At 63.0% G+C, this 19596-nt stretch carries 21 protein-coding genes; 9 read left to right on the forward strand and 12 right to left on the reverse strand.

The window, feature by feature from the left end; all coding sequences use genetic code 11:
• Positions 1-51 precede the first annotated feature (51 nt).
• Positions 52-216, forward strand: coding sequence for a hypothetical protein (locus IEY49_RS08400; RefSeq protein WP_189006710.1), 165 nt, complete (start codon positions 52-54; stop codon positions 214-216).
• A gap of 113 nt (positions 217-329) precedes the next feature.
• A complete protein-coding gene (locus tag IEY49_RS08405) occupies positions 330-1058 on the forward strand; it encodes a YebC/PmpR family DNA-binding transcriptional regulator (RefSeq protein WP_189006712.1) in 729 nt (242 codons plus the stop codon).
• Between the two features lie 136 nt (positions 1059-1194).
• Here IEY49_RS08405 and IEY49_RS08410 read toward each other — a convergent pair whose 3' ends face one another.
• Positions 1195-2694 carry an amidohydrolase gene (locus IEY49_RS08410; protein ID WP_189006714.1) on the reverse strand — a complete coding sequence of 500 codons (1500 nt, stop codon included), beginning with the start codon at positions 2692-2694 and terminating at the stop codon, positions 1195-1197.
• A 66-nt stretch (positions 2695-2760) separates the two neighbouring features.
• On the opposite strand from IEY49_RS08410, the gene IEY49_RS08415 reads away from it, so the two are divergent.
• From IEY49_RS08415 to alaS, 4 genes are all read left to right on the forward strand, one after another.
• Positions 2761-3795 carry an AfsR/SARP family transcriptional regulator gene (locus IEY49_RS08415; protein WP_189006717.1) on the forward strand — a complete coding sequence of 345 codons (1035 nt, stop codon included), beginning with the start codon at positions 2761-2763 and terminating at the stop codon, positions 3793-3795.
• 115 nt (positions 3796-3910) lie between these two features.
• Positions 3911-5701, forward strand: a complete 1791-nt coding sequence (locus IEY49_RS08420; RefSeq protein ID WP_189006733.1) for a CHAP domain-containing protein — start codon at positions 3911-3913, stop codon at positions 5699-5701.
• Entirely contained in the window at positions 5683-6291 is a 609-nt protein-coding gene (locus IEY49_RS08425; protein ID WP_189006736.1) for a hypothetical protein, read from the forward strand. The genes IEY49_RS08420 and IEY49_RS08425 overlap by 19 nt, the downstream gene beginning before the upstream one ends.
• 149 nt (positions 6292-6440) lie before the next feature.
• Positions 6441-9116 (forward strand): alanine--tRNA ligase, encoded by a 2676-nt coding sequence (gene alaS / locus IEY49_RS08430; RefSeq protein ID WP_189006739.1) that lies wholly within the window; start codon positions 6441-6443, stop codon positions 9114-9116.
• A gap of 40 nt (positions 9117-9156) precedes the next feature.
• Here the strand turns inward: alaS and IEY49_RS08435 are convergent, their stop codons facing one another.
• The 3 genes from IEY49_RS08435 to IEY49_RS08445 form a co-directional block, all read right to left on the reverse strand.
• Positions 9157-9723 (reverse strand): hypothetical protein, encoded by a 567-nt coding sequence (locus IEY49_RS08435; protein ID WP_189006742.1) that lies wholly within the window; start codon positions 9721-9723, stop codon positions 9157-9159.
• Positions 9724-10111: 388 nt separating this feature from the next.
• The gene (locus IEY49_RS08440; protein ID WP_189006745.1) at positions 10112-10468 is read right to left on the reverse strand and encodes an MmcQ/YjbR family DNA-binding protein; all 357 of its coding nucleotides are present in this window, start codon (positions 10466-10468) and stop codon (positions 10112-10114) included.
• Positions 10469-10497: 29 nt separating this feature from the next.
• Entirely contained in the window at positions 10498-10779 is a 282-nt protein-coding gene (locus IEY49_RS08445; RefSeq protein ID WP_189006747.1) for a hypothetical protein, read from the reverse strand.
• Between the two features lie 70 nt (positions 10780-10849).
• On the opposite strand from IEY49_RS08445, the gene IEY49_RS08450 reads away from it, so the two are divergent.
• Positions 10850-11806 carry a metallophosphoesterase family protein gene (locus IEY49_RS08450; protein WP_189006749.1) on the forward strand — a complete coding sequence of 319 codons (957 nt, stop codon included), beginning with the start codon at positions 10850-10852 and terminating at the stop codon, positions 11804-11806.
• 18 nt (positions 11807-11824) lie between these two features.
• Here the strand turns inward: IEY49_RS08450 and IEY49_RS21410 are convergent, their stop codons facing one another.
• From IEY49_RS21410 to IEY49_RS08465, 3 genes are all read right to left on the reverse strand, one after another.
• Entirely contained in the window at positions 11825-12478 is a 654-nt protein-coding gene (locus tag IEY49_RS21410; RefSeq protein ID WP_229780705.1) for a hypothetical protein, read from the reverse strand.
• Between the two features lie 191 nt (positions 12479-12669).
• Positions 12670-12939, reverse strand: coding sequence for a hypothetical protein (locus IEY49_RS08460; RefSeq protein ID WP_189006751.1), 270 nt, complete (start codon positions 12937-12939; stop codon positions 12670-12672).
• Between the two features lie 91 nt (positions 12940-13030).
• The gene (locus tag IEY49_RS08465) at positions 13031-13891 is read right to left on the reverse strand and encodes a sulfurtransferase (protein ID WP_189006753.1); all 861 of its coding nucleotides are present in this window, start codon (positions 13889-13891) and stop codon (positions 13031-13033) included.
• A 133-nt stretch (positions 13892-14024) separates the two neighbouring features.
• Between IEY49_RS08465 and IEY49_RS08470 the strand changes: the two genes are divergently transcribed.
• A complete protein-coding gene (locus IEY49_RS08470; RefSeq protein ID WP_189006755.1) occupies positions 14025-14474 on the forward strand; it encodes a SufE family protein in 450 nt (149 codons plus the stop codon).
• A 142-nt stretch (positions 14475-14616) separates the two neighbouring features.
• Here IEY49_RS08470 and rdgB read toward each other — a convergent pair whose 3' ends face one another.
• The 5 genes from rdgB to rraA form a co-directional block, all read right to left on the reverse strand.
• Positions 14617-15243 carry an RdgB/HAM1 family non-canonical purine NTP pyrophosphatase gene (gene rdgB, locus IEY49_RS08475; protein WP_189006757.1) on the reverse strand — a complete coding sequence of 209 codons (627 nt, stop codon included), beginning with the start codon at positions 15241-15243 and terminating at the stop codon, positions 14617-14619.
• Positions 15244-15318: 75 nt separating this feature from the next.
• Positions 15319-16749, reverse strand: coding sequence for a D-alanyl-D-alanine carboxypeptidase/D-alanyl-D-alanine-endopeptidase (locus IEY49_RS08480; RefSeq protein ID WP_189006759.1), 1431 nt, complete (start codon positions 16747-16749; stop codon positions 15319-15321).
• Between the two features lie 57 nt (positions 16750-16806).
• Entirely contained in the window at positions 16807-17832 is a 1026-nt protein-coding gene (locus IEY49_RS08485) for an ATP-binding protein (protein ID WP_189006762.1), read from the reverse strand.
• Between the two features lie 10 nt (positions 17833-17842).
• Positions 17843-18256 carry a YbaN family protein gene (locus IEY49_RS08490; protein WP_229780706.1) on the reverse strand — a complete coding sequence of 138 codons (414 nt, stop codon included), beginning with the start codon at positions 18254-18256 and terminating at the stop codon, positions 17843-17845.
• Between the two features lie 47 nt (positions 18257-18303).
• Positions 18304-18771, reverse strand: a complete 468-nt coding sequence (rraA, locus tag IEY49_RS08495) for a ribonuclease E activity regulator RraA (protein ID WP_229780707.1) — start codon at positions 18769-18771, stop codon at positions 18304-18306.
• Between the two features lie 204 nt (positions 18772-18975).
• On the opposite strand from rraA, the gene IEY49_RS08500 reads away from it, so the two are divergent.
• Positions 18976-19557 carry a hypothetical protein gene (locus IEY49_RS08500; RefSeq protein WP_189006765.1) on the forward strand — a complete coding sequence of 194 codons (582 nt, stop codon included), beginning with the start codon at positions 18976-18978 and terminating at the stop codon, positions 19555-19557.
• Positions 19558-19596: the final 39 nt, after the last annotated feature.

The following is a 19596-nucleotide window of genomic DNA, read 5'->3' on the forward strand; positions in this document are numbered from 1 at the left end:
TCTTGAGCAGACGCACACCCGTTTGGGTCCTGTTGCCAATACCCTGGGCGTATGACGCAACCTGAAGGCGAGCGGAGCGGCGGAGAAGTGCTGATCAGCGGCCTGGATACCGGTCCCTGCGACGCGGAACGGGAAAACCGGTCACCGACAGAGGATGTCGCGCGCCTGGTGCCGACCGCCCACCCCTCGCAGGAACCTGAGGACGAGGACGGCTGAGGCCCGCTGCCTGCACAGGGCCGCTCTGTCCTGACGCCGCGCTAGAATGCCCGGCGTCTCGCGCCCCCTTGACTGTGTGGGCGCAATTTTACGGACAGGAGAACCTTCAAATCATGGCCGGTCACAGCAAATGGTCGCAGATCAAACGCAAAAAAGGTGCCAACGACAAGAGACGCAGCGCGATGTACTCGAAGCACATCCGCGCCATTCAGGCCGCTGTCCGTTCGGGCGGCAGCGGTGACCCGGGCGGAAACCTCAGCCTGAAAAATGCCATTGCCGCGGCCAAAGCCGACACCGTGCCGGTGGACAACATCGACAATGCCATCAAACGTGCAGTGGGTGCGGGTGAGGGCGCCGCCGACTACAAGGACGTGACGTACGAGGGCTATGGCCCCGGCGGCACGGCCATCTTCATCGAGACACTGACCGACAATGTCAACCGCACCGTGGCCGATATCCGCGCCGTATTCAACAAGCGCGGCGGCTCGCTGGGCACCAACGGCAGCGTCGCCTGGCAGTTCGAGAAAAAAGGCGTGATCCTGCTGACCGACCGCAGCGAACAGGCCCAGGAAGTGGCCATCGAGCACGGCGCGGAAGACATCCAGGAATCCGAGGAAGGCCTGGAAATCAGCACTCCGCCCACCGAACTGTACGCCGTGCAGGACGCCCTGACCAGCGCCGGCTTCGGCATTGAAAGTGGGCAGATCACCATGGTTCCCAGCAATACCGTGGCCATCGCCGGCGACGACGCTAAAAAGCTGATGGTGCTGCTAGAGGCACTTGAAGACCTGGACGACGTCCAGAACGTGTACAGCAACGCCGACCTGCCTGACGAGGAGTAAACCATAGAACGAAGCAGGGCGCAGACCATTCTGGTCGGGCGCCCTGCTTTCTGCTGCCGTCCTCTGTGCCTGTCTCCCAAGGCGCCCCTGCACCCCTGTGCTCAGGTCCCGAACGGCTGCAGCCAGGAAATCCGGCCTACAGCACCAGCGCCTGTGCCTGTCCGCCCAGCCGGTCCCACAGGGTAAACGCGGCGCGTGCCCCGGGCCGGATGATGCCCTCATCGTCCCAGCCGGCGGCCAGCGCGGGACCGCGTGTATGCGCCCTCAATACTTCCAGCTCGGTCATGGCTTCCGAGGGGGCCAGAGGCCGGCCGTCGTCGCCTGTACGCGTTACCGCCGCCGCGAAGTTGGCCTGAGGAACAGGCGGAGCAACCGGCGCGTCGCTGCCGAAGGCCAGGATGGCTCCTGCTTCCTGCAGGGAACGAAACGCATAACTTCTGGCCTCCAGATGCGGCATCAGGTCCCGGATCATGGGCGCGTCGGCCAGCAGGTGAATGGGCTGGACGCTGGCGGTGAGGCCCCGGAAGCGTGAAATATCCTCGTCCCGCAGGTGCTGGGTGTGCTCGATCCGCAGCCGGACCCCACGCGAGTGGGCAGCGGCGCGCAGGTCGTCGTACACATTCAGGACTTCGGTGTTGGCCCGGTCTCCAATGGCGTGGGTGACCGGGGTCAGGCCCAGCGCGATGGCTTCCAGGCCCCGCTCACGGATCAGTTCGGGCGGGTCCAGCGGAATTCCCGTGCCCGACCCATCGGCAAAGCCAGGAGCGTGCAGCCACGCCGTGCGGCTGCCCAGCGCACCGTCGGCGAAGAATTTCACGCCGCCCCACTGAAACAGACCACCCGGATTCAGGGCCAGGCCCAGATCACGGGCAGGCCCCAACCGTTCATGGGGCAGACAGGCCCACACACGCAGTGGCAATTCGCCCCGCGCCGCCAGGGTCTGCAGGGCCCGGGGGGCCTGGGGCGCCTCGAACCCCATAGTGTGTGCACTGACGTATCCGCGAGCGGCCAGATCATCGGCCCCTGCTTTCGCGGCGGCCAGATATTCTGCCTCGCTGGGGGCAGGAAGAGCGCGCGCCACCAACTCGATCGCGGTTTCCAGCAGGGTTCCCAGCGGACGCACGACCCGGCCGCCTTCGGGGTCGGGGGTGCTCTCCCCTACGCCGGCAGCACGCAGCGCCGCCGTGTTCGCCCAGGCCATATGCAGATCCCGCGAGTACAGCAGCACCGGATGATGTGGGCTGACCTCGTCAAGCATGGCGGCCGTGGGGTATTCAGTCATGCCGAGTTCGGCCATCAGAAAGCCGCCTCCCCGAATCCAGCTGCTGGCCGGCAACGCAGCAGCACGAGCCCCGACACGAGCGAGCACTTCCTGCAGGCTCTGAACTCCGTGCAGCCCCAGTTGCGAGAGCGAAAAGCCGTACGAGACAAGGTGAATATGGGCATCGGCAAGCCCAGGGGTCAGCAGCAGGTCGCGGTGGTCCTGCACCGCTGCGCCTGGGGCCAGAGCACGCAGCTCCTCACGCGAACCGGTGGCCAGAACACGTCCAGCGCCAACCAGCACTGCCTGAACTTCGGGCCGGGCATCGTCGAGCGTCAGGGTACGGGTGTGAAGAATCGTCAACGGCTCGCTCATACCCTAAGGGTAGAGCACGGCCAGACCTCATCTGCCCCGGCGTGCGGTGCTGTTAGACTTCGTGGCATGCCGCGCATTCTCGTGGTGGATGACGACGCCGCCATCCTCAAACTCGTCAGCGTGATCCTGTCCCGCTCCGGGCATGAGGTCCGCACCAGCAGCCATCCCGTGGAAGCGCTTGACCTGCTCAAGGTGTTCACGCCTGACCTTATTATCAGTGACGTCGTTATGCCTTATATGACTGGCCTCGAATTTCTGGAGAAGGTGCGCGAAGACGAGAAACTCTCGGCCCTGCCATTCATGCTGCTTTCCAGCCACGCGGAACGGGGCGACGTGCGGCGTGGCATGAACCTGGGTGCAGACGACTACCTGCCCAAGCCTTTTACACCACAGGAACTCAATATTGCCATCGACGCCCGGCTGCGCCGCGCCGGGTTGAACGTGCAGGGTGAAGACAGCATGCAGGCCAAGGGTCTGGGAACCGCCCAGGTGGTCTGGAAGGGCACACCTGTTGCCTGGGTCAGCCGCAAGGCCCTGGAACTGTTCTTCTATCTGCTGGAACACAAGGAAGTCACCAGCTGGGAAGCCGCTGAGGCCCTGTGGCCCGAGAAGGACGAGGGGCGGGCCAGCAGTCTGTTTCATACCACCCTGCACCGCCTGCGCAAGAGCCTGAGCAACGAGGCCGTGATCAGTGCCAACCGCCGCTACGCCCTGGCGCCAGACCTGAATCCCACCTATGACGTCCAGCGTTTTGAACTGCTGGCGCAGCAGGCTGAGCAGGGCAGCCTAGGCCTGGAAGAGATGCGGGAACTGGTCAGCCAGTACGGCCTGTTTCTGCCTGGCGCCGACAGCCCCTGGGTGGACGACGTGCGCTCACGGCTGGAGCAAAAGCAGCTGAGCCTGCTGAGCCTGTGCGCCAAGGCCGCCACAGCAGCAGGTAAGGACCGTGACGCCGCGCAGTTCCATCAGCGTGCCCTGGCCATCGATCCCATGAGCGAAGCTGACTGGCAGGGCCTGGCCCGCGCCCTGGCAACCATTGGAGATCCGCGTGCCCGACTGGCGGCCCAGCGCGAGGCCTGGTGGGCCGTCGATCTGGACTGAATAAGAAGGACAACAGGAGCCTGTGCAATCGTACAGGCTCTTTTCTGTTGGTCAAATCTTCTCCCGGCTGTCGATGACGGCACGTACCATGCCTCCACAATTCACGGAGGTCCCCATGATCGCTCCACCACAAGTTACCGGTCCCAAACCAAAGCCCAAACCGCCTCAACCAACTATTGAACCTTACAAGCCGGCAGTACCTAAGAAAGCCAATCAGCAGGAATGGCGGAAAGGTTTTCGGGGTAAAAAGAATGGCATAGAATTCTTTTTGAACATTGAACGCAAGCCAGATGGCAGCCTACATGCGCGTTATTGGGTAAATCCTGGCAGCCCAAAGGGCTGGCAACTCATCGGAAACGTACACCAAGATAATACATTTATTCTCAGAGGTATAGAAAACAGCGCTTCTTTCTCGGGGAAATTCTCACCCAATGCAGTATCTGCCTCTGCCAGTTTTAATAAGGGAGACCAGGCTGTTAGTAGTCTGCAACTCACGCAGGCACCGCTCCGCCTTCCCAACAAAGTTAGACCAGTATCCGATCGGCAGAAGACAGATAGTACACTCGATATGGATACGGTCCTTTCAGCAGTGCAGGCTCTTGCCAAGCAGCTAGGTAAACCATTTGATAAAGCACAGGCATGCAAACATGTTGCGCAAATTATTTCAGCTTGCTCGTCGGCCGGCGTCCGAGATGCCAATCAACTGGCATATGTCTTTGCGACGGCCGTCTGGGAGTCCTCCGGGTTCACTGCATTTTCCGAAAAATATATGCCAGGGTGGACAGCAAAGGAGTATTTCGAACAGGCATACGGTCCAAATCCCACTCGCGTTCTGCCTAAGGACGCAAAGCGCCTCGCCTTAGGATTCAGTGCCGCAAAAATATTAGAAACCAGGAAACGCAGGAACCTTGAAGAGTTAGGAAATACGGAAGCTGGTGATGGCTACAAATTTAGAGGTCGAGGCTATGTCCACCTGACTGGACGGGCAAACTATGCCAAAGCGCAGCAGTATGCTGTCGTTCCAAGTGGCATCAGGCGAAATGGCAAGATTCCAAGTTTGTTAGCCGACCCAGACCTTGCCGCCTCAGACAGTGAAATTGCAGCCATTATTCTAGCCAAAGGTATGGCAACTGGCTCTTTCACCAGTAAGTCCCTTGGAGATTATATCGATTCGCAAAAAACAGATTTTATTGGCGCACGAAAGATAATCAACGGTCGAGATGAGGCCGCTCGAATAGCGACCGGTGCGGAAGCATTTGCGTCGGCGTTGAGCAATGGCACACCAGACAGCCAGGACGGCGATCCAATAGCCAGTCCCGCATTGACAGAAATAACGACAGCTGAGGAGCAGGCCATATTAAAAGTCCCAGCGGGAGGCTATGACTTAGAAGAGCTCAAGAAGATGCGCGCCGGCATAGTGATCGGTTCACTTAACGGCATCCCTGCATATTTTAATGGTTCCGATGAAAGCCAGACCTGGGGCAACAGTTACTCTAAGGATGGGGCTGTATATTACGGATTTAAATGGCAGTGTGTAGAATTTATTAGAAGATACACCAGCATAAACACCGGCAAATATATTTCCCACCGTGGTAATGCCTCTACATTCTATAAAAATTCGATCCCCGACGGCGGGAACACCTTTGATGGTTTTATTCAATGTCGGAATACAGATCCGAAGACAGGCACAAAAATAGGCAGCCATATCAAGCCTAAGCCCGGAGATATCATTGTCTTCTCCACAAATACATATGGTCATGTGGCGATCATCTCTGAAGTCGGCAATGATTATATTGTTGTTGCCCAGCAAAATGTGTTGACAAATTTTAAGGAAGAGCTGCCTCTTACGAAAAATGGAAATCGCTGGATCATAGGAGGGAAAACACAATGCTGGCTAAGACATTAACAATGCGTATTGTGGCCTGTCTGGTGATCCTCTTCGCAACGGGTTGCACTGCCAGTGCCGGCCCACCCATGATAGGTCAGAAACTCTCTCCTAGCTTTTTAAAAAGCACCTTCTGCAAAAAATATAAATGTGAAATTACAGATTCTACAGAAACAGGCGACAGATTGGCGATTGGCATAACTGTGCCTGGAAATAAGTATTCAGGGACCCTTGACCCACGAGATGCGGTTTCTTCACTAGAATTCAAATTTTCAAAAAACTCTACTCTTATTATTAATGCCTCAGTCTTCTTTGGTACTGATTATGCAATCAACCGACTGAGGCCTGAATACGCAGAGTTGGCCAATGATTTTTACATGATAATGACTGGAAAAAAAATGATGCAAGAACACGAATATGCCAACGGTGGGGCAATAACTACATGCCTTTCTTCATTAGGAAAAGCACAGCGTGCCGGGAAGTCTATAACGTCTCGATCATTTCTTAACAACATACTACCAACCAAAGATACTTTTATTGCCTCTTGTTTACAACTAGGGAGCCGTGACATAAAGCAGGTAAATCGATGGATGATGATACAGATCAAATAAACTGGATTCGTCAGAGTGTCAGAATTCAGTAGTAGCATTCATGCTGATGAAATCGAAAAAAATCCCTGCAGGTTACAGTTGCAACTTGTGACCTGCCCCTTACCTCGCGTCCCGCAGCCTTAGCCAACTCCAACGCTAGACTGCTCCGCATGACCGCTCCGCTCAGTACATCCCACATCCGCGAGAAGTTCTTGCAATTCTTCGAGTCCAAGGGGCACCTGCGCCTGCCCTCGCATTCCACAGTTGCTCCGGACCCCACCACGCTGTTTACCGTGGCCGGCATGCAGCCCTTTAAAGAGCAGTTCATGGGTGCGCCGGCGGTATTTGACGGGGTGGCCAACAAGCGTGTCACCACAGCGCAGAAATGTGTGCGTGTACCGGACATCGAAAACGTAGGTCGGACGCGCCGCCACCTGACGCTGTTCGAAATGATGGGCAACTTTTCGTTCGGTGACTATTTCAAGCGGGACGCCATTCTGTGGGCCTGGGAATTTTTGACCGGCCCCGAATGGATGGGTATGGATCCGGACAAGATGTACGTCACCATTTACAAGGACGACGAGGAAGCCTTCGGATACTGGACGAAGGAAGTGGGCCTGGACGCCAGCCATATTCATCGTTTTGACGCCGATGAGAACTTCTGGCCAGCCAACGCTCCACTAGAAGGTCCTAACGGTCCCTGCGGACCGTGCAGCGAAATTTATTACGACCGTGGCCCCAAGTACGGTGACGACACCTGGGCTGACTACGCGCAGACACGCGAAAGTGCTCGCTTTCTGGAAGTCTGGAATCTGGTGTTTCCCCAGTACGATCGGCAGGATCTGGCCGCAGATGGCACCCCGGTCCTGAAAGACCTGCCGTTCAAGAACATCGATACTGGTATGGGTCTGGAGCGCGTGGCCAGCGTGGTTCAGGATGTCCCGGACTTCTACAGCAATGACGTGTTCCGGCCCATCGTGGACAGGGTAGTGGAACTGTCTGGGAAGCCCTACGAGGGAGAGGTCAGTGTTTCTCACCGGGTTGTGGCCGAACACATGCGCAGCGTATGCATGATCCTGGCGGACGGCACGGCCCTTAGCAACACCGGCCGTGGATATACCTTGCGCAAGATTCTGCGCCGTGCGTCGCGACACGCCTACCTCCTGGGCATGCGTGAGCCCGCGCTGTATCAGATCGCGCCGGTTGTGGCAGCCAGCATGGGCGACGCTTACCCCGAGCTTCGCACCGAGCAGGCAAGGGTCGAGGCCGCCATCCGGGCCGAGGAGGAACGTTTCCTGAAAACACTGGAAGGCGGGATTCAGCGTCTTGGCGGCCTGCTGGGTGGCATGCAGCAGGGCGGCACCCTGAGCGGCGAGGAAGCCTTCATCCTGTACGACACCTATGGCTTTCCATTGGACCTGACCAAGGAAATCGCCGAGGAGTACGGCATCACGGTGGATGAGGCCCGATATGCCGAGAGCCTGGAAAACGCCCAGAACATTGCCAGAGCAGGCAGCAAATACGGCAAGTCCGAACTGTTCGGCGGCAACCAGGAAGCCCTGGAGGGCCTGAGCGCCACCGAGTTCGTGGGCTTCGACCACCTGGAAGCGGAAGGGCAGGTCCTGGCCCTAGTGGGAGCGGGCGAGCGACTGAGCCACCTGTCGGCGGGCAGTGAGGCCACCGTGGTGCTGTCGCGCACCCCGTTTTACGGCGAGGGTGGTGGCGAAGTTGGCGACACGGGCCGTCTGGAGTGGGAGGGCGGCGCCGGTGTGGTCCGCGACACCCGCAAGACTCCTGCGGGCGTTTTCCTGCACGACGTTCTGGTCGAGCAGGGCGAACTGACCGAGGGCGTCACCGTGCGCGGTGTGGTGGGGGTGGAGCGGCAGGCCATCCAGCGCCACCACACCGCGACCCACCTGCTGCATGCGGCCCTGCGCGCCGTGCTGGGCTCCGGCGTGCGCCAGGCTGGCTCACTGGTGGCCGCTGACCGCCTGCGCTTCGACTTCTCGCACGGAGCTGCGCTGAGCACTGAGGAGCTGTCCCGCGTGGAAACCCTGGTCAGCCGCTGGATCAGTGCGAACTTCCCGGTGACCTGGCAGGAGATGCCTATTGCCGAGGCAAAAGCGGCCGGCGCCACCGCACTGTTCGGCGAGAAATACGGCGAGAAGGTACGGGTCGTCTCGGTGGAAGGCAATGTCGAATATGGCGGGCAGCCGGTCAGCAGCAAGGAACTCTGCGGCGGGGCGCATGTCCCCCGGACGGGGGACATTGGCGCCTTTGTCCTGCTGAGCGATGAGAATGTGGCAGCTGGTGTGCGCCGGATCGAGGCTCTGGCCGGTGAAGCCGCAACGACCTGGGTGCGCGAGCGTCTGAACGGAGCAGCCCGGGTCGCCGCCCTGCTGAACACCTCGCCTGATGGCCTTGAGACCCGTGTCACCGGGCTGCAGGCTCAGCTCAAGGCTGCCGAGAAGGACGTCGCTGCCGTCAAACGTCAGCTGGCTGAGGCTCAGATGGGAGGGGGCAGCGGCAGCACAGCCCAGACCCGTGAACTGGGCGGCTTCCAGGTTGCCGCCCTGAAACTCAGTGGCATCGAGGGCAACGAACTGCGCGGCGCCGCCGACAAGCTGCTGGACCAGAGCGGAGCCGATCTGGTGGTGCTGGCCTCGGACAAGGGCCTGGTGGTCAAGGCCAGCAAGGCCGCCGTGACCCGTGGCGCGCACGCCGGACAGCTGGCAGGCAAGCTGGCTGCCGCCGCTGGAGGTAAGGGAGGCGGCCGGCCTGACATGGCGCAGGCGGGCATCACGGACCCGGTGGCTGCCCTGGCTGCACTCGACACGGCTTTCTGAGGTCAGGCAGCACAAAGCTGTCAGGGCTGGAGCGCGTGCTTCAGCCCTTTGTCCTGCCAAGCTGCTCTCGGGCATGGCGGTACAGCATCCACTGGCCCGCAGCAAACCAGGCGCACAGCAACGTCACGAGCAGCCCCAGGGCCACAGCCATCCAGTCCAGGGTACGACGGGCGCTGCGGACCTGTTCCTGCCAGTGACGTACCGTCTGGCGCGCCTCGGTCAGCCCCGTCAGGCCCGGACCCTGCGACAGTGCTTCCTCCCAGGCGCGGGTCAGGGCCACGGCGTTGCCCAGCATTTCCTGGCCCAGCAAAGCTCCTGCCAGTGGCGTCCGCTGCGCCGTCTGCGTCAGGTCAGCCAGTGTCCGTACGGCTGCGACGGTCTGGGGCCGTCCCAGCTGCTCAAGTGGGGCAAGGGTTCGCTGAACGGTTGCCAGCTGACTTTCCAGGCGCTCAAGCTGGGCGAGTGCCAGGTCAAGGCTCTTCTGGGCTGGTGCCAGTGTCATCAGCAGGCCCAGCCAGGTGGCCACCGTGACGGTCACCGAGAGCCCTAACCCAGTGATGCCCAGTGTCCGGGCCAGCCTCAGACCTGTTGCACGTGGTCGCTTCATGACGCGGCCACGTCCACGAGCCGGTGGGTCAGGTCCCGCGGCCCTCTCCCCTGCCACAAAGGTCGTTTCCGCTGGCGTAGAAGAGTGTGCCAGCAGAACACCACGGCGACCGAAGGCCTGGTGGTGCGCGGGCCGGCCGCGTCCTGGCATGTGTGCTGGTAGGGTCGCAGCCGGGTCAGTCCGATCACTGGGCCCCACGTCGTCAGGGTGACCGACACGGGGTCGCCTTCAGCCATCCCGGGATCACCCCGGTCTGATGGGTCAGTCTGGTCAGGGCTGAAGCAGCGGACACGACGGTCTGGACCCCCTGCAGCAGGTACGGCCAGTACGACGTTCAGCCTGCCGGCCACTGTCACCGTCTTTGGGACTGCCTGGCAAACGCAACTATTCACAGCCCCAGGTCTGTGCGGGCAGCACGGGTCAGGCCCCGAACGACAAGCGCGTAACTCCCCGCCAGCAGCTCAGTCACGACCATGTCCGGAACCGATCCATCCAGGGTCAGGGTTACCCAGTGACGCTTGTTCAGGTGGTACCCGGGCTGGATCGACGGATAGGTGACACGCAGTTCCTGGCCACGGTCAGGCCGCACCTTCAGGGACAGGGTCAGCGGATCGCCATGAATATCAGTCAGGGCATACATCTTGCCCGCCACCTTGAACACCAGCGTGGATGCGTCGAAGGGAAATGTTTCCTGCGTCTGGGGCAGCGCCGCGCACGCTGAGCGCAGTTCGGCGATGGATTGCATGACGCCAGGATAGAGGACGGCCTCGGCACTCAGCTTTCGGTCTGGGGATCGAGGCCCTCTGCTGTTTCCAGCGACAGGATGGTCTCGGTGGCCGAGGCATCAGCGCCGCCGATCAGGGCCGTGACCTCGTCCGTGCTGAGGCCTTCGCCGGTTTGGGTCACGATTCCAGAAGCTGGCCGGGTGGCCGCGTCGGCCGGGGCTGGTCCCTGCTCGGCCGGGGTGTGAACAGCAGGCGGGCTCTGATGTGGACGCAGCGTGGGGTTGACTGGCAAGGGGTCGGTACGGTCTGGCTGGTAATCATCCTGCGACATACCTCAGCATGCGGCTCCCAGGTCAGGTCCGGCTGATCTTCGGCTCAAGAAACCATGATGAACTGCGGGGGTGCGCCGAGTGCTTCTTTCCCTGCTGCTGTCCTGGCCCCTGCTGAGTGCGGCTGCCCCACCTGCCGCTGAGACTCCTTTGCGGCTCGTCATCCTGAGTGATTTCAACGGCTCCTATGGCAGCCTGACCTATCCCGCCGCCCTGACCCGGGCCGTCCAGCGAACGGTGGAGGAATGGAAGCCAGACGCCGTGCTGTCTGCCGGTGACCTGATCGCCGGGCAGAAAGCCAGCCTCAGCGACTCCACCATGCGCGCCATGTGGGCCAGCTTCGACCGTGACGTTTATGGCCCACTGCAGCGCGCGGGCATTCCGTTCGGCTTTACCCTGGGCAATCACGATGCCAGCCTGGCACGCGACCGCCGGGAGGCAGCCCGGTACTGGAAAGCACGTCCCCCGGCCCTGGAGTTTGTCGAGCGCTCTTCTTTTCCCTTCCAATACAGCTTCACGCTGGGAGAAGGACGGGTCTTCGTGGCGTCTCTGGATGCCAGCGGTTCTCAGGTAGGGGCCGCGGCTCAGTCCTGGCTGGCGGCTCAGCTGGCCACGCCCCAGGCGCGACGGGCGGGCGTCAGGCTCGTGCTGGGTCATCTGCCGCTGGCCGGAGTCAGCCAGGGCAAGAACCGCCCCGGCGAGGTCCTGCGGGACGCACTGGCCCTGCGGACCGTGATGGGAAAGGGCAAGGTCCTGGCCTATATCCACGGGCACCACGCGGCGTTTTACCCGGGACGGCTGGGGCCACTGAATGTGCTGTCCAGTGGCGGCATCGGCGGGCGTGATTATGTGGGGTATCCGGGTACGGCCCGCAGCACCGTGAACCTGCTGAATGTGTATCCGTCGGCCGGACGTGCGACCTTCGAGACCTTTGATGCCGATACGGGCGCCCAGGTGCCCAGTGCGCGCCTGCCGGCGCGTCTGAGCGGCCTGGGCGGGCCCCTTAACCGAGTCGATGACTTCCGCTGAGTTGGCGTGTCTGCCGCTTCAGGTCTTGTCGTCTCCGAAGCTCCAGATATCCAGCTCATCCACCGCGCTTCCCAGGCCCTGAAGCTGCGCGAGTTCCCCAGCCTGCACCGGCGTTCTGCTCACGTCATCGGTGCGGCCGATGGCATGGGCCATCACCTCGGTCGGAACGGTGGCAAAGAGTTGCTGCAGCTGTGCGGGGGTCACGTCCAGCAGGGCATCGGACAGGACCTCGTCGGGAACTTCCGGCTGCACCGAAGCCCGTGCGGAAGCCAGCACATCGGCGCTGACTTCCGGGCGGATGGCGTCGGGATCGTCCAGTGTAGCTGTGCCCACCGGTGCGGCAACCGCCACAACCGAAGCGGCCGCGACCGGGGCGGCCATCACCGGAACCGGGGCAGGCGTTACGGGCGGCGCCGGGACGACGGGAGGCGCCGCTGCCGGTGGAGCCACAGGGGCTGGGGTACTCCGTGGAGCCGGGATGGTCTCCTCACGGGGGGTAGCCGGCACCACCCGCACGCCGGAAGGACGGTTAGAGGGTAAGGGCGCCGCCTCCTGCGAACGGGTCGGGGCGGAGTCGGATCGGCGGAAGGTCTGGCGTCCCCAGCTTTGAATCCTTGGCCACAGGAACACCAGCAGGGCCAGAATTGCCAGGGCGACGAGAAGTCGCATCATGGAATCACCTTAAATCGCGCGACATGACACTTTTCTTCCTGCTTATCTGGTGAATGCAGATGAGCCTGCTCCTCTTTTGACCCCGGTTGTTGACCTGGGTCAGAGAATTCCCATGTACGTGCGGGCATTTCGAAGTCAGGCCCAGCCACCTTCCTCCCTGCAGGACCTGAGCCAGGCGAATGAAGATGGCTTCAGCCGGTCGGATCCCAACTGTGAGCCCCGCGCAACGCCAGAAGGTCCAGCTCCCAGGTCAGCAGGTGATACAGTTCGGCACCCAGGATCGGCTCCATCGCCGCCAGCAGAGTGAGGTCTTCCAGGGTGGCTGCATGAAGGTCATGGCTGACCTCACCCGACTGAATGCGCAATCGGACACTCCCGTCCACCAGCACCACCACACTGGCCTGCTGCTGGCCGTCCTCGCTTAGAAGGCGCAGCAACGACCGCCGGACCGTTTCGCTCATGGGTCATGCTGGCACGGCTTTCCAGTTGTCCGTGCCAGAAAAAAGCAGGGAGGTGGGTTTGACCCCACCTCCCCCTTCACTTCATGGACGCTCAGGCTTCGCTGTAGGTTTTCTCGATGGGCATGCCGACCGCGTTGCCCCACTCCGTCCAGCTGCCGTCGTAGTTGCGCACCTTGGAGTAACCCAGCAGCTCACGCAGCACGAACCAGCTGTGGGAGCTGCGCTCGGCGATGCGGCAGTAGGCGATGACGTCCTTGTCTGCCGTCACGCCTTCGCCCTCGTACAGGGCCTTGAGTTCCTCGGCGGATTTGAAGGTGCCGTCCTCATTGGTCGCCTTGGCCCAGGGAATGGAGCGCGCGCCGGGGATATGACCGCCGCGCAGTACACCTTCCTGCGGGTAGTTGGCCATGTGGGTGACCTTGCCCGAGAACTCGTCGGGGCTGCGGACGTCCACCAGGGCACCCTGACCAGCCTGGACGCTTTCCAGGTGAGCCTTGACTTCGTCGCGGTAGGCCCGCAGGCTGTCGTCGCGCTGAAGGGCGGGGTACTCGGTGGCAGGGAAGCTGGGAGCATCAGTGGTGACTTCACGGTTCTCGGCGATCCACTTCTGGCGGCCACCGTTCATCAGCTTGAGGTTCTGCACCCCGCTGTAGGTCAGGAACCAGTAGGCGTAGGCGGACCACCAGTTGCTCTTGTCGCCGTACAGGATGACCTGATCAGTGGGCTTGATGCCCAGGCGGCCCAGAAGCGCGCTGACTTCCTCGGGGGTGATGAAGTCGCGCTGAACGGGGTGCCACAGGTCAGTCTGCCAGTCGAGTTTGACCGCGCCGGGGATATGGCCGGTGTCGTACAGCAGGATGTCTTCGTCGACTTCGATGAGGCGGATGCCTTCCTGACCGAGGTTCTGGGCAACCCAGTCGGTACTGACCAGGACGTCTTTGGCGTAGTTCATGGCGTTCTCCTTAAGAGGCGAGAGGCGTACGGAGCCGGTGAACGAATTGTAATCCGTCTCCAATAGTTTACAAAACCACTCAACTGTACAGGGCTTACCATACCCCCTCGGGGGGCGGGGGTACAGTGGATACATGACCCAACCCGACGCCGCTCCCCTGCCCGAAAAGCTCCAGAGCATCGTAACGATGTTTCGCAGCGCCCCCAAGGCCCTGCGCCTTCAGGCCCTGTTGGAATACAGCCGCAAGCTGCCGGCCCTGCCTGAAAAATATGTTGAGCACCCCGAGTTTCTGCAGCCAGTTCCCGAGTGCACCAGCCCGTTTTTCCTGGTCACTGAACGTGACGACCAGGGCGGCATGAACCTCTTCTTCAAGGTGCCTGAGGAAGCCCCCACCGTGCGCGGCTACGCCGGCATTCTGCACGAGGCTCTCAGCGGCGAGGACCCGGACACCATCCTTAGCGTCCCCGACTCCTTCTATCTGGACATGGGCCTGACCGAACTGATCACCCCCATGCGCCTTCGCGGCATGGGCGCCATCCTCAAACGCCTCAAGAGCGACGTGCAGGAACACGCCCAGGCCTGAACCCGCTGCAAAAGAAAGGGCCGACCGTGTGCCGGTCGGCTCTTTCTTTTGCCTCGGTCTGACGAAGTCTGTCTGGGCGGGTGCGTTTCAGCGGCCCTGCCGCCACAGGCGCCTGGCGGTGCCCATTCGTTTCATCATCCAGTTACTCCATCACGCTGACCTGACGGGAGGGCAGGCCATGCTGGTGGGCCGCCTGCAATGCCGCGAGGGCCCGGCCCCGGTGACTGATGGCGCGCTTTTCCTCGACCGTCATCTCGGCCAGGCTGCGCGTCTCGCCGTCCGGGACGAACAGCGGATCGTAGCCGAAACCATTCTCACCACGGGGCCCTTCCAGCAGCTGGCCGGACATCTCACCCCGGTAGGTCTCCAGGTGCCCGTCGGGATAGGCCAGAATGACCACTGACACGAATCTGGCCCGGCGGTTGGTCGCGCCCCGCAGTTTTTCCAGCAGGTACAGATTGCGCTCCTGGTCATTGGGGCGGTTGCCGAAACGGGCACTGTACACGCCGGGCTGACCGTCAAGCGCCTCAACTTCCAGGCCGGAGTCGTCGGCCAGTGCCGGAAGCCCGCTGGCCACTGCGGCGGCACACGCCTTCAGGGCGGCGTTTTCCTCATAGGTGGCGCCGGTTTCCTCGGGCAGCGTCACCGCCCCCAGCGCCGTGAGCTGCCAGCCCAGCCCGGCAAGCGCCTGCTCGATCTCGCGGACCTTGCCGGCGTTTCCGGTTGCCACGACCACCTGTTTGCCCTTCAATCCAGCTCCCTGAGTCATCACGGCCCGAGTGTAGGCCAGGCAATGGGCAGGGACGTGAACTGTCCCGGCTGGATGGTTGCGGCAACAGCCATCTCAGTAAGCGTCTGCCAGCACCTGCACCACGCGGTCCTGAGCGTCGCGCAGGGTCAGAATCGGGGCTGACTCCGGGCCATTCATCAGCACCACAAACACCAGGGGCCGGCCGCTGCTGGCCGTCAGGTACCCTGCCAGGGCGCTGACGCCGGGCAGGGTGCCCGTCTTGGCCCGCACGTCAAGGCCACTGCCTTGCAGGCGCAGGGCCAGGGTGCCGCCCCGCCCGTCATGCCGCGGAAGATCCTCGCCGGTCCCCGCCTGTGGCAGGGCCTCGATAAAAGCGTTTTGCCGTTTGCGGTACAGGCGTTCAGGCAGAGCGCGCTGAGCAAAAAACCGGATGTGACGGAGTCCCGTCCGGCTGGGGTAGGGTAGGTCATACATGACCTTCAGCAGCTGGGCCAGCGCGCGGGGGGTCAGCCGGTTCTCGCGGCTCAGGCCGCTGCCGTCGGCAAGCACCACGCCGCTCAGGTCGGCGCCCAGGCGGCGCAGCAGGTCCCGCTCACGGGCCAGGGCACCCCGCAGCGTTCCGTTGCCGCGTGGCCGGATGGCCAGGGTCGCGAGCAGTTCCTCGGCCCGCAGGTTGTCGCTGGGGCGCAGGGTGCGGGCCAGCTCCCCAAGCACTGAGGTGCTGCGTACGCTAGCTATGCCCTGCTCGGGACGGCGGAAGACCGGCACGTATGGGTCTGGTGGCAGGGTGCGGCCCCGGTCATCCACGCGTGGGGGCGGCACGTAGGGGCGGTAACGGGCCGCCTGACTCACCCGATCTGAGGTGACGCGCACTCCAGCCTCCCGCAGCTGGGCGATCAGGGCAGCGGCCAGACGGACCCGGGCCTGATCCGCCACCGCAGGGGGACCGTCACGCCAGTCGGCCAGACGCAACCCGGTCATGGGGACACCAATGGCAACGTCCTGCCAGGTGTGGGGGTCGAGGGTCTGATCGGCCACCCGGACCTCTCCGACTTCACGCAGGCCCCGGGCATAGGCCTGCTGCGCCAGGGAGCGCAGGCTGTAGGAACCATTCCGAATGCTCAGGGTGGGATCGCCGCTGCCCCGCAGGGTCACCGCCTTGACGCGGCTGCGACCAGCCTGAACGGCAGGAACGGTCAGCTCAGTGCTCCAGTGGCCCTGAGCGCCGCCACGCTCGGCCAGGACCGCAGCGGCGGTCACGAGTTTAACGGTGCTGGCAGGAATAAAAGACTGGTCGGGCTGGAGGGCCTCCAGGACCTGACCGCTCGCGGCGTCGCGCACCAGCAGCCCCACGCGTACGCCCGGGGGCACCGCGCTTAGGGCCGCGCGCACGCCAGAGCTTAAGCCCGGAGCCGGTTGCGGCTTCACCTCTTCGCGCAGTGTCACGTCGGCTGGAGCACGCCCAGATGGCTGTGCGCCCCCCAGGCCGCCGAACAGCAGAATCAGAACCAGCGCGCGACGCATCGCGGCAGGATAGCGGACGCCACCGGGGATCCAGGCCCCAGGTCCGTCACCAGACAGTTACATCACGCTGTCACTTTCACGTAGCAGGATCGGTGCGCGGAAAGCCGCTGGCAGCCACTCATCCTGGGCATAGATCGCGCCCGGCGGACACGAATGCAGGCAGGCCATACAGCCGGTGCAGGCATTCAGGTCCAGCAGCAGCTGCACGCCGCCCCCTGGTTGAAGGTCGCGGGTGATCGCTTCGGTCGGGCAGACGTTGGCACATACCGGGCAGTCGATACACTTTTCGTCCACCAGCGGGGCAGGCCAGTGTACCCCTGTGGTTTCCGGCGGGGCAGGCGACAGGGCCCGCAAACGCCATTTCCATTCCTGAGGCGTGCGCTCTTCTGGCACGCTCCAGTCCACAAACGGCAGCGGCTGGTCGGGCAGGGCCTGGGCCAGCTGTTGCTGGCCTGACCGCAGCAGGGCCTTGAAGGCACCGCGTCGGCTGATGCCATGTCTGCGGCTGCGGTCCTCGTCGGTGGCCCGGCGCACCATGACCTGCGCCGGACGGCCGGTCGAGGCCCGCAGCTGCTGCGCCTCGTCCACGACACGTGTCACACGTTCTGGCACGTCAGGCGCGCCTACCGGACAGGCCGCACAGTCCCCATGAATGAGCGTCAGTGGCGTGTCCCAGGCGCCGGCGGCGGCCACCAGCGCCGGCGTCACCCTGCCCAGGCACGGCAGGGTCGGCCCACCGGCTCCACTGGGTGTGCAGGCCAGTGTCGCTCCGGCGTCTGGCGTACCGCCAGCATTCTCAGTGCCCACCCGCTGGTCATGTACGCTCTGCAATGCCGGCTGCAGGCCGTATTCCAGCGCTCCACTGGGACAGACCTGCACGCACAGGCCGCAGCCGGTACACAGATCCGGGTCGATCTGGATACTGGCGCCCAGCGGCCCGAACTGCACGGCCTGGTGGGGGCAGGTGGTGTGGCACGCATCGCATCCTCCCACCGACTGCCTTTCCAGCAGACAGCGCGGCGCGGTGTAACGCGGCAACAGGTTGTCGGCCTCGCCCAGGCGGTCCAGAAAATCCCGCAGCATGCCTGTTCCCTTAACGGCCGGTGGGCACGCGCAGCGTGATGAACCCCACGCCCGCCAGCCCCACCAGCACCCACACGAGTTGCGCGGCCAGCCCCGGCAGCCGGCCCATACTGAATCCCACCGCCAGCGCAATAGAGCTGCAGGCGATCCATTTTGCACGCAGTGGCATGCCACGCCCAGCGCGGTAGTCGCCGATCAGCCGGCCCACCACGGGCCGCGACAGCAGCCAGGCCTCCCAGCGCGGATCACCCCTGGCGAACGCTGCGGCCGCCAGCACAAACCACACCGTTCCCGGAAATCCCGGCACCAGCAGCCCCACCACTCCCAGGCTGCTCAGCACGAGCCCCAGCGCCACCCACAGCGGGCGGACCCGCGGCACGTGACCTGGGTCCGGCAGGTTGGGAGTGGAGACAGAAGGCGTCACGCGGCACAGGCTAGCGGCCGGCGGGGTGGTCTGCCAGTCCTGAACTCTCAATTGGCTGCCGCCATGCTTCCTGTGTCTGGCAGAAGCAGGATGCCGTCCTCGTCGGCATACAAAGTCATGCCCGGCTGCACCCTGACACCCATGAAGTCAAGCGGTACCCCGATCTCTCCCAGGGGCGCCTTGCCACTCCTGCGGGGATGACTGGCCAGGGCCCGGATACCCAAGGGGAGGGTGCGCAGTTCGGCCACGTCACGGATGCAACCGTGAATAGTCACACCGGCCCAGCCGTGGTCAACGGCGAGCTGGCCCAGCAGCCTACCCAGCAGCGCACAGTTGAGACTGCCGTCTCCATCGACCACTAGCACCCGGCCCTCGCCCGGGGTTTCCAGCAGCTGGCGGAGAAGAGGGTTATTCTCGCTGACCCGCAGCGTCTGCACGGCTCCGCCGAAACGGACGTCCGCTCCGTAATCACGGAATACTGGAGGCAGCACCGCTTGCGTCTGGAAAGGCGTCACTGAGATCACTGGTCGCAGCCAGGGCAGAAGGTGCGGCGCACATACCTTGTATCTTCAGCCACGCACGATTGGGCAACATCAGTACTCCTGCGGGAACAACAGCACGAGCAGTCCTGAACCACTTCGAAAAGTGCCGCACCGGTCGCCAGTGTTTCCTAAGCCAGCCCTCACCTGTCCCCCGTTCAGGACGCGCAGACTGCCCCTATGCTGGATAATATTCTGAACAGTGTCCGTCGCGGAGCCGAGCGCGCGCAGCGCCGGGGTGAGGAAGTCGCGCAGGTCACGCGGCTGCGTGTGGAGGCGTTTCAGCTGGGACGTGAACTGGACAGCGCCTATGCCCGGCTGGGCCGCGCCTATCATGCCGGCAGTGATATGGAAGTGCTGCAGGGCGTGCGCGCCGAGATCCGCCGCATTGAAGAGGACATCAGCGCCCGCGAACGCCTGATCACCGAACTGGGCGGCGACACCCGTCCCCAGAACGGCCAGACCGCTTCTGGCGCGCCTCAACCTGCCCAGCAGAGCATCGTGCCCGGAGCAGCAGAGGCCACCATGACGGGCAACCGCCCGGACTTCACCAGTCAGCCCACGACCCCCTTTACCGGACCGGGCGTCTCCCCCAGCGCCGTGAGCAACCCGTCAGCTGGCAATCCAGTGGCCGGCAATCCGGTCACGGGCAACTCCACCACCGGCAGCATGACCACCGGTATCCCGGCGGCGTCCACCGAGCCGACCATTCCTGACGCCATGCCCCGCCCCACCCACGACGGCAACGACCGGCAGGGTTAATCATGCAGCAGGCCTGAGACTTCCCGCCGCTATCAGGTT

Source organism: Deinococcus malanensis (assembly GCF_014647655.1).
Lineage (GTDB): Bacteria > Deinococcota > Deinococci > Deinococcales > Deinococcaceae > Deinococcus > Deinococcus malanensis.

Excerpts from the sequence above, each read along its gene's own strand:
- rdgB (WP_189006757.1), bottom strand. The coding sequence starts at position 15,243 with ATGACTCAGGGAGCTGGATTGAAGGGCAAACAGGTGGTCGTGGCAACC.
- IEY49_RS08415 (WP_189006717.1), top strand. The coding sequence starts at position 2,761 with ATGCCGCGCATTCTCGTGGTGGATGACGACGCCGCCATCCTCAAACTC.
- IEY49_RS08445 (WP_189006747.1), bottom strand. The coding sequence starts at position 10,779 with ATGTCGCAGGATGATTACCAGCCAGACCGTACCGACCCCTTGCCAGTC.
- IEY49_RS21410 (WP_229780705.1), bottom strand. The coding sequence starts at position 12,478 with ATGATGCGACTTCTCGTCGCCCTGGCAATTCTGGCCCTGCTGGTGTTC.
- IEY49_RS08480 (WP_189006759.1), bottom strand. The coding sequence starts at position 16,749 with ATGCGTCGCGCGCTGGTTCTGATTCTGCTGTTCGGCGGCCTGGGGGGC.
- IEY49_RS08420 (WP_189006733.1), top strand. The coding sequence starts at position 3,911 with ATGATCGCTCCACCACAAGTTACCGGTCCCAAACCAAAGCCCAAACCG.
- IEY49_RS08425 (WP_189006736.1), top strand. The coding sequence starts at position 5,683 with ATGCTGGCTAAGACATTAACAATGCGTATTGTGGCCTGTCTGGTGATC.
- IEY49_RS08465 (WP_189006753.1), bottom strand. The coding sequence starts at position 13,891 with ATGAACTACGCCAAAGACGTCCTGGTCAGTACCGACTGGGTTGCCCAG.
- IEY49_RS08440 (WP_189006745.1), bottom strand. The coding sequence starts at position 10,468 with ATGCAATCCATCGCCGAACTGCGCTCAGCGTGCGCGGCGCTGCCCCAG.
- IEY49_RS08500 (WP_189006765.1), top strand. The coding sequence starts at position 18,976 with ATGCTGGATAATATTCTGAACAGTGTCCGTCGCGGAGCCGAGCGCGCG.
- IEY49_RS08485 (WP_189006762.1), bottom strand. The coding sequence starts at position 17,832 with ATGCTGCGGGATTTTCTGGACCGCCTGGGCGAGGCCGACAACCTGTTG.
- alaS (WP_189006739.1), top strand. The coding sequence starts at position 6,441 with ATGACCGCTCCGCTCAGTACATCCCACATCCGCGAGAAGTTCTTGCAA.
- IEY49_RS08460 (WP_189006751.1), bottom strand. The coding sequence starts at position 12,939 with ATGAGCGAAACGGTCCGGCGGTCGTTGCTGCGCCTTCTAAGCGAGGAC.
- IEY49_RS08470 (WP_189006755.1), top strand. The coding sequence starts at position 14,025 with ATGACCCAACCCGACGCCGCTCCCCTGCCCGAAAAGCTCCAGAGCATC.
- IEY49_RS08405 (WP_189006712.1), top strand. The coding sequence starts at position 330 with ATGGCCGGTCACAGCAAATGGTCGCAGATCAAACGCAAAAAAGGTGCC.
- IEY49_RS08410 (WP_189006714.1), bottom strand. The coding sequence starts at position 2,694 with ATGAGCGAGCCGTTGACGATTCTTCACACCCGTACCCTGACGCTCGAC.
- IEY49_RS08435 (WP_189006742.1), bottom strand. The coding sequence starts at position 9,723 with ATGAAGCGACCACGTGCAACAGGTCTGAGGCTGGCCCGGACACTGGGC.
- IEY49_RS08400 (WP_189006710.1), top strand. The coding sequence starts at position 52 with ATGACGCAACCTGAAGGCGAGCGGAGCGGCGGAGAAGTGCTGATCAGC.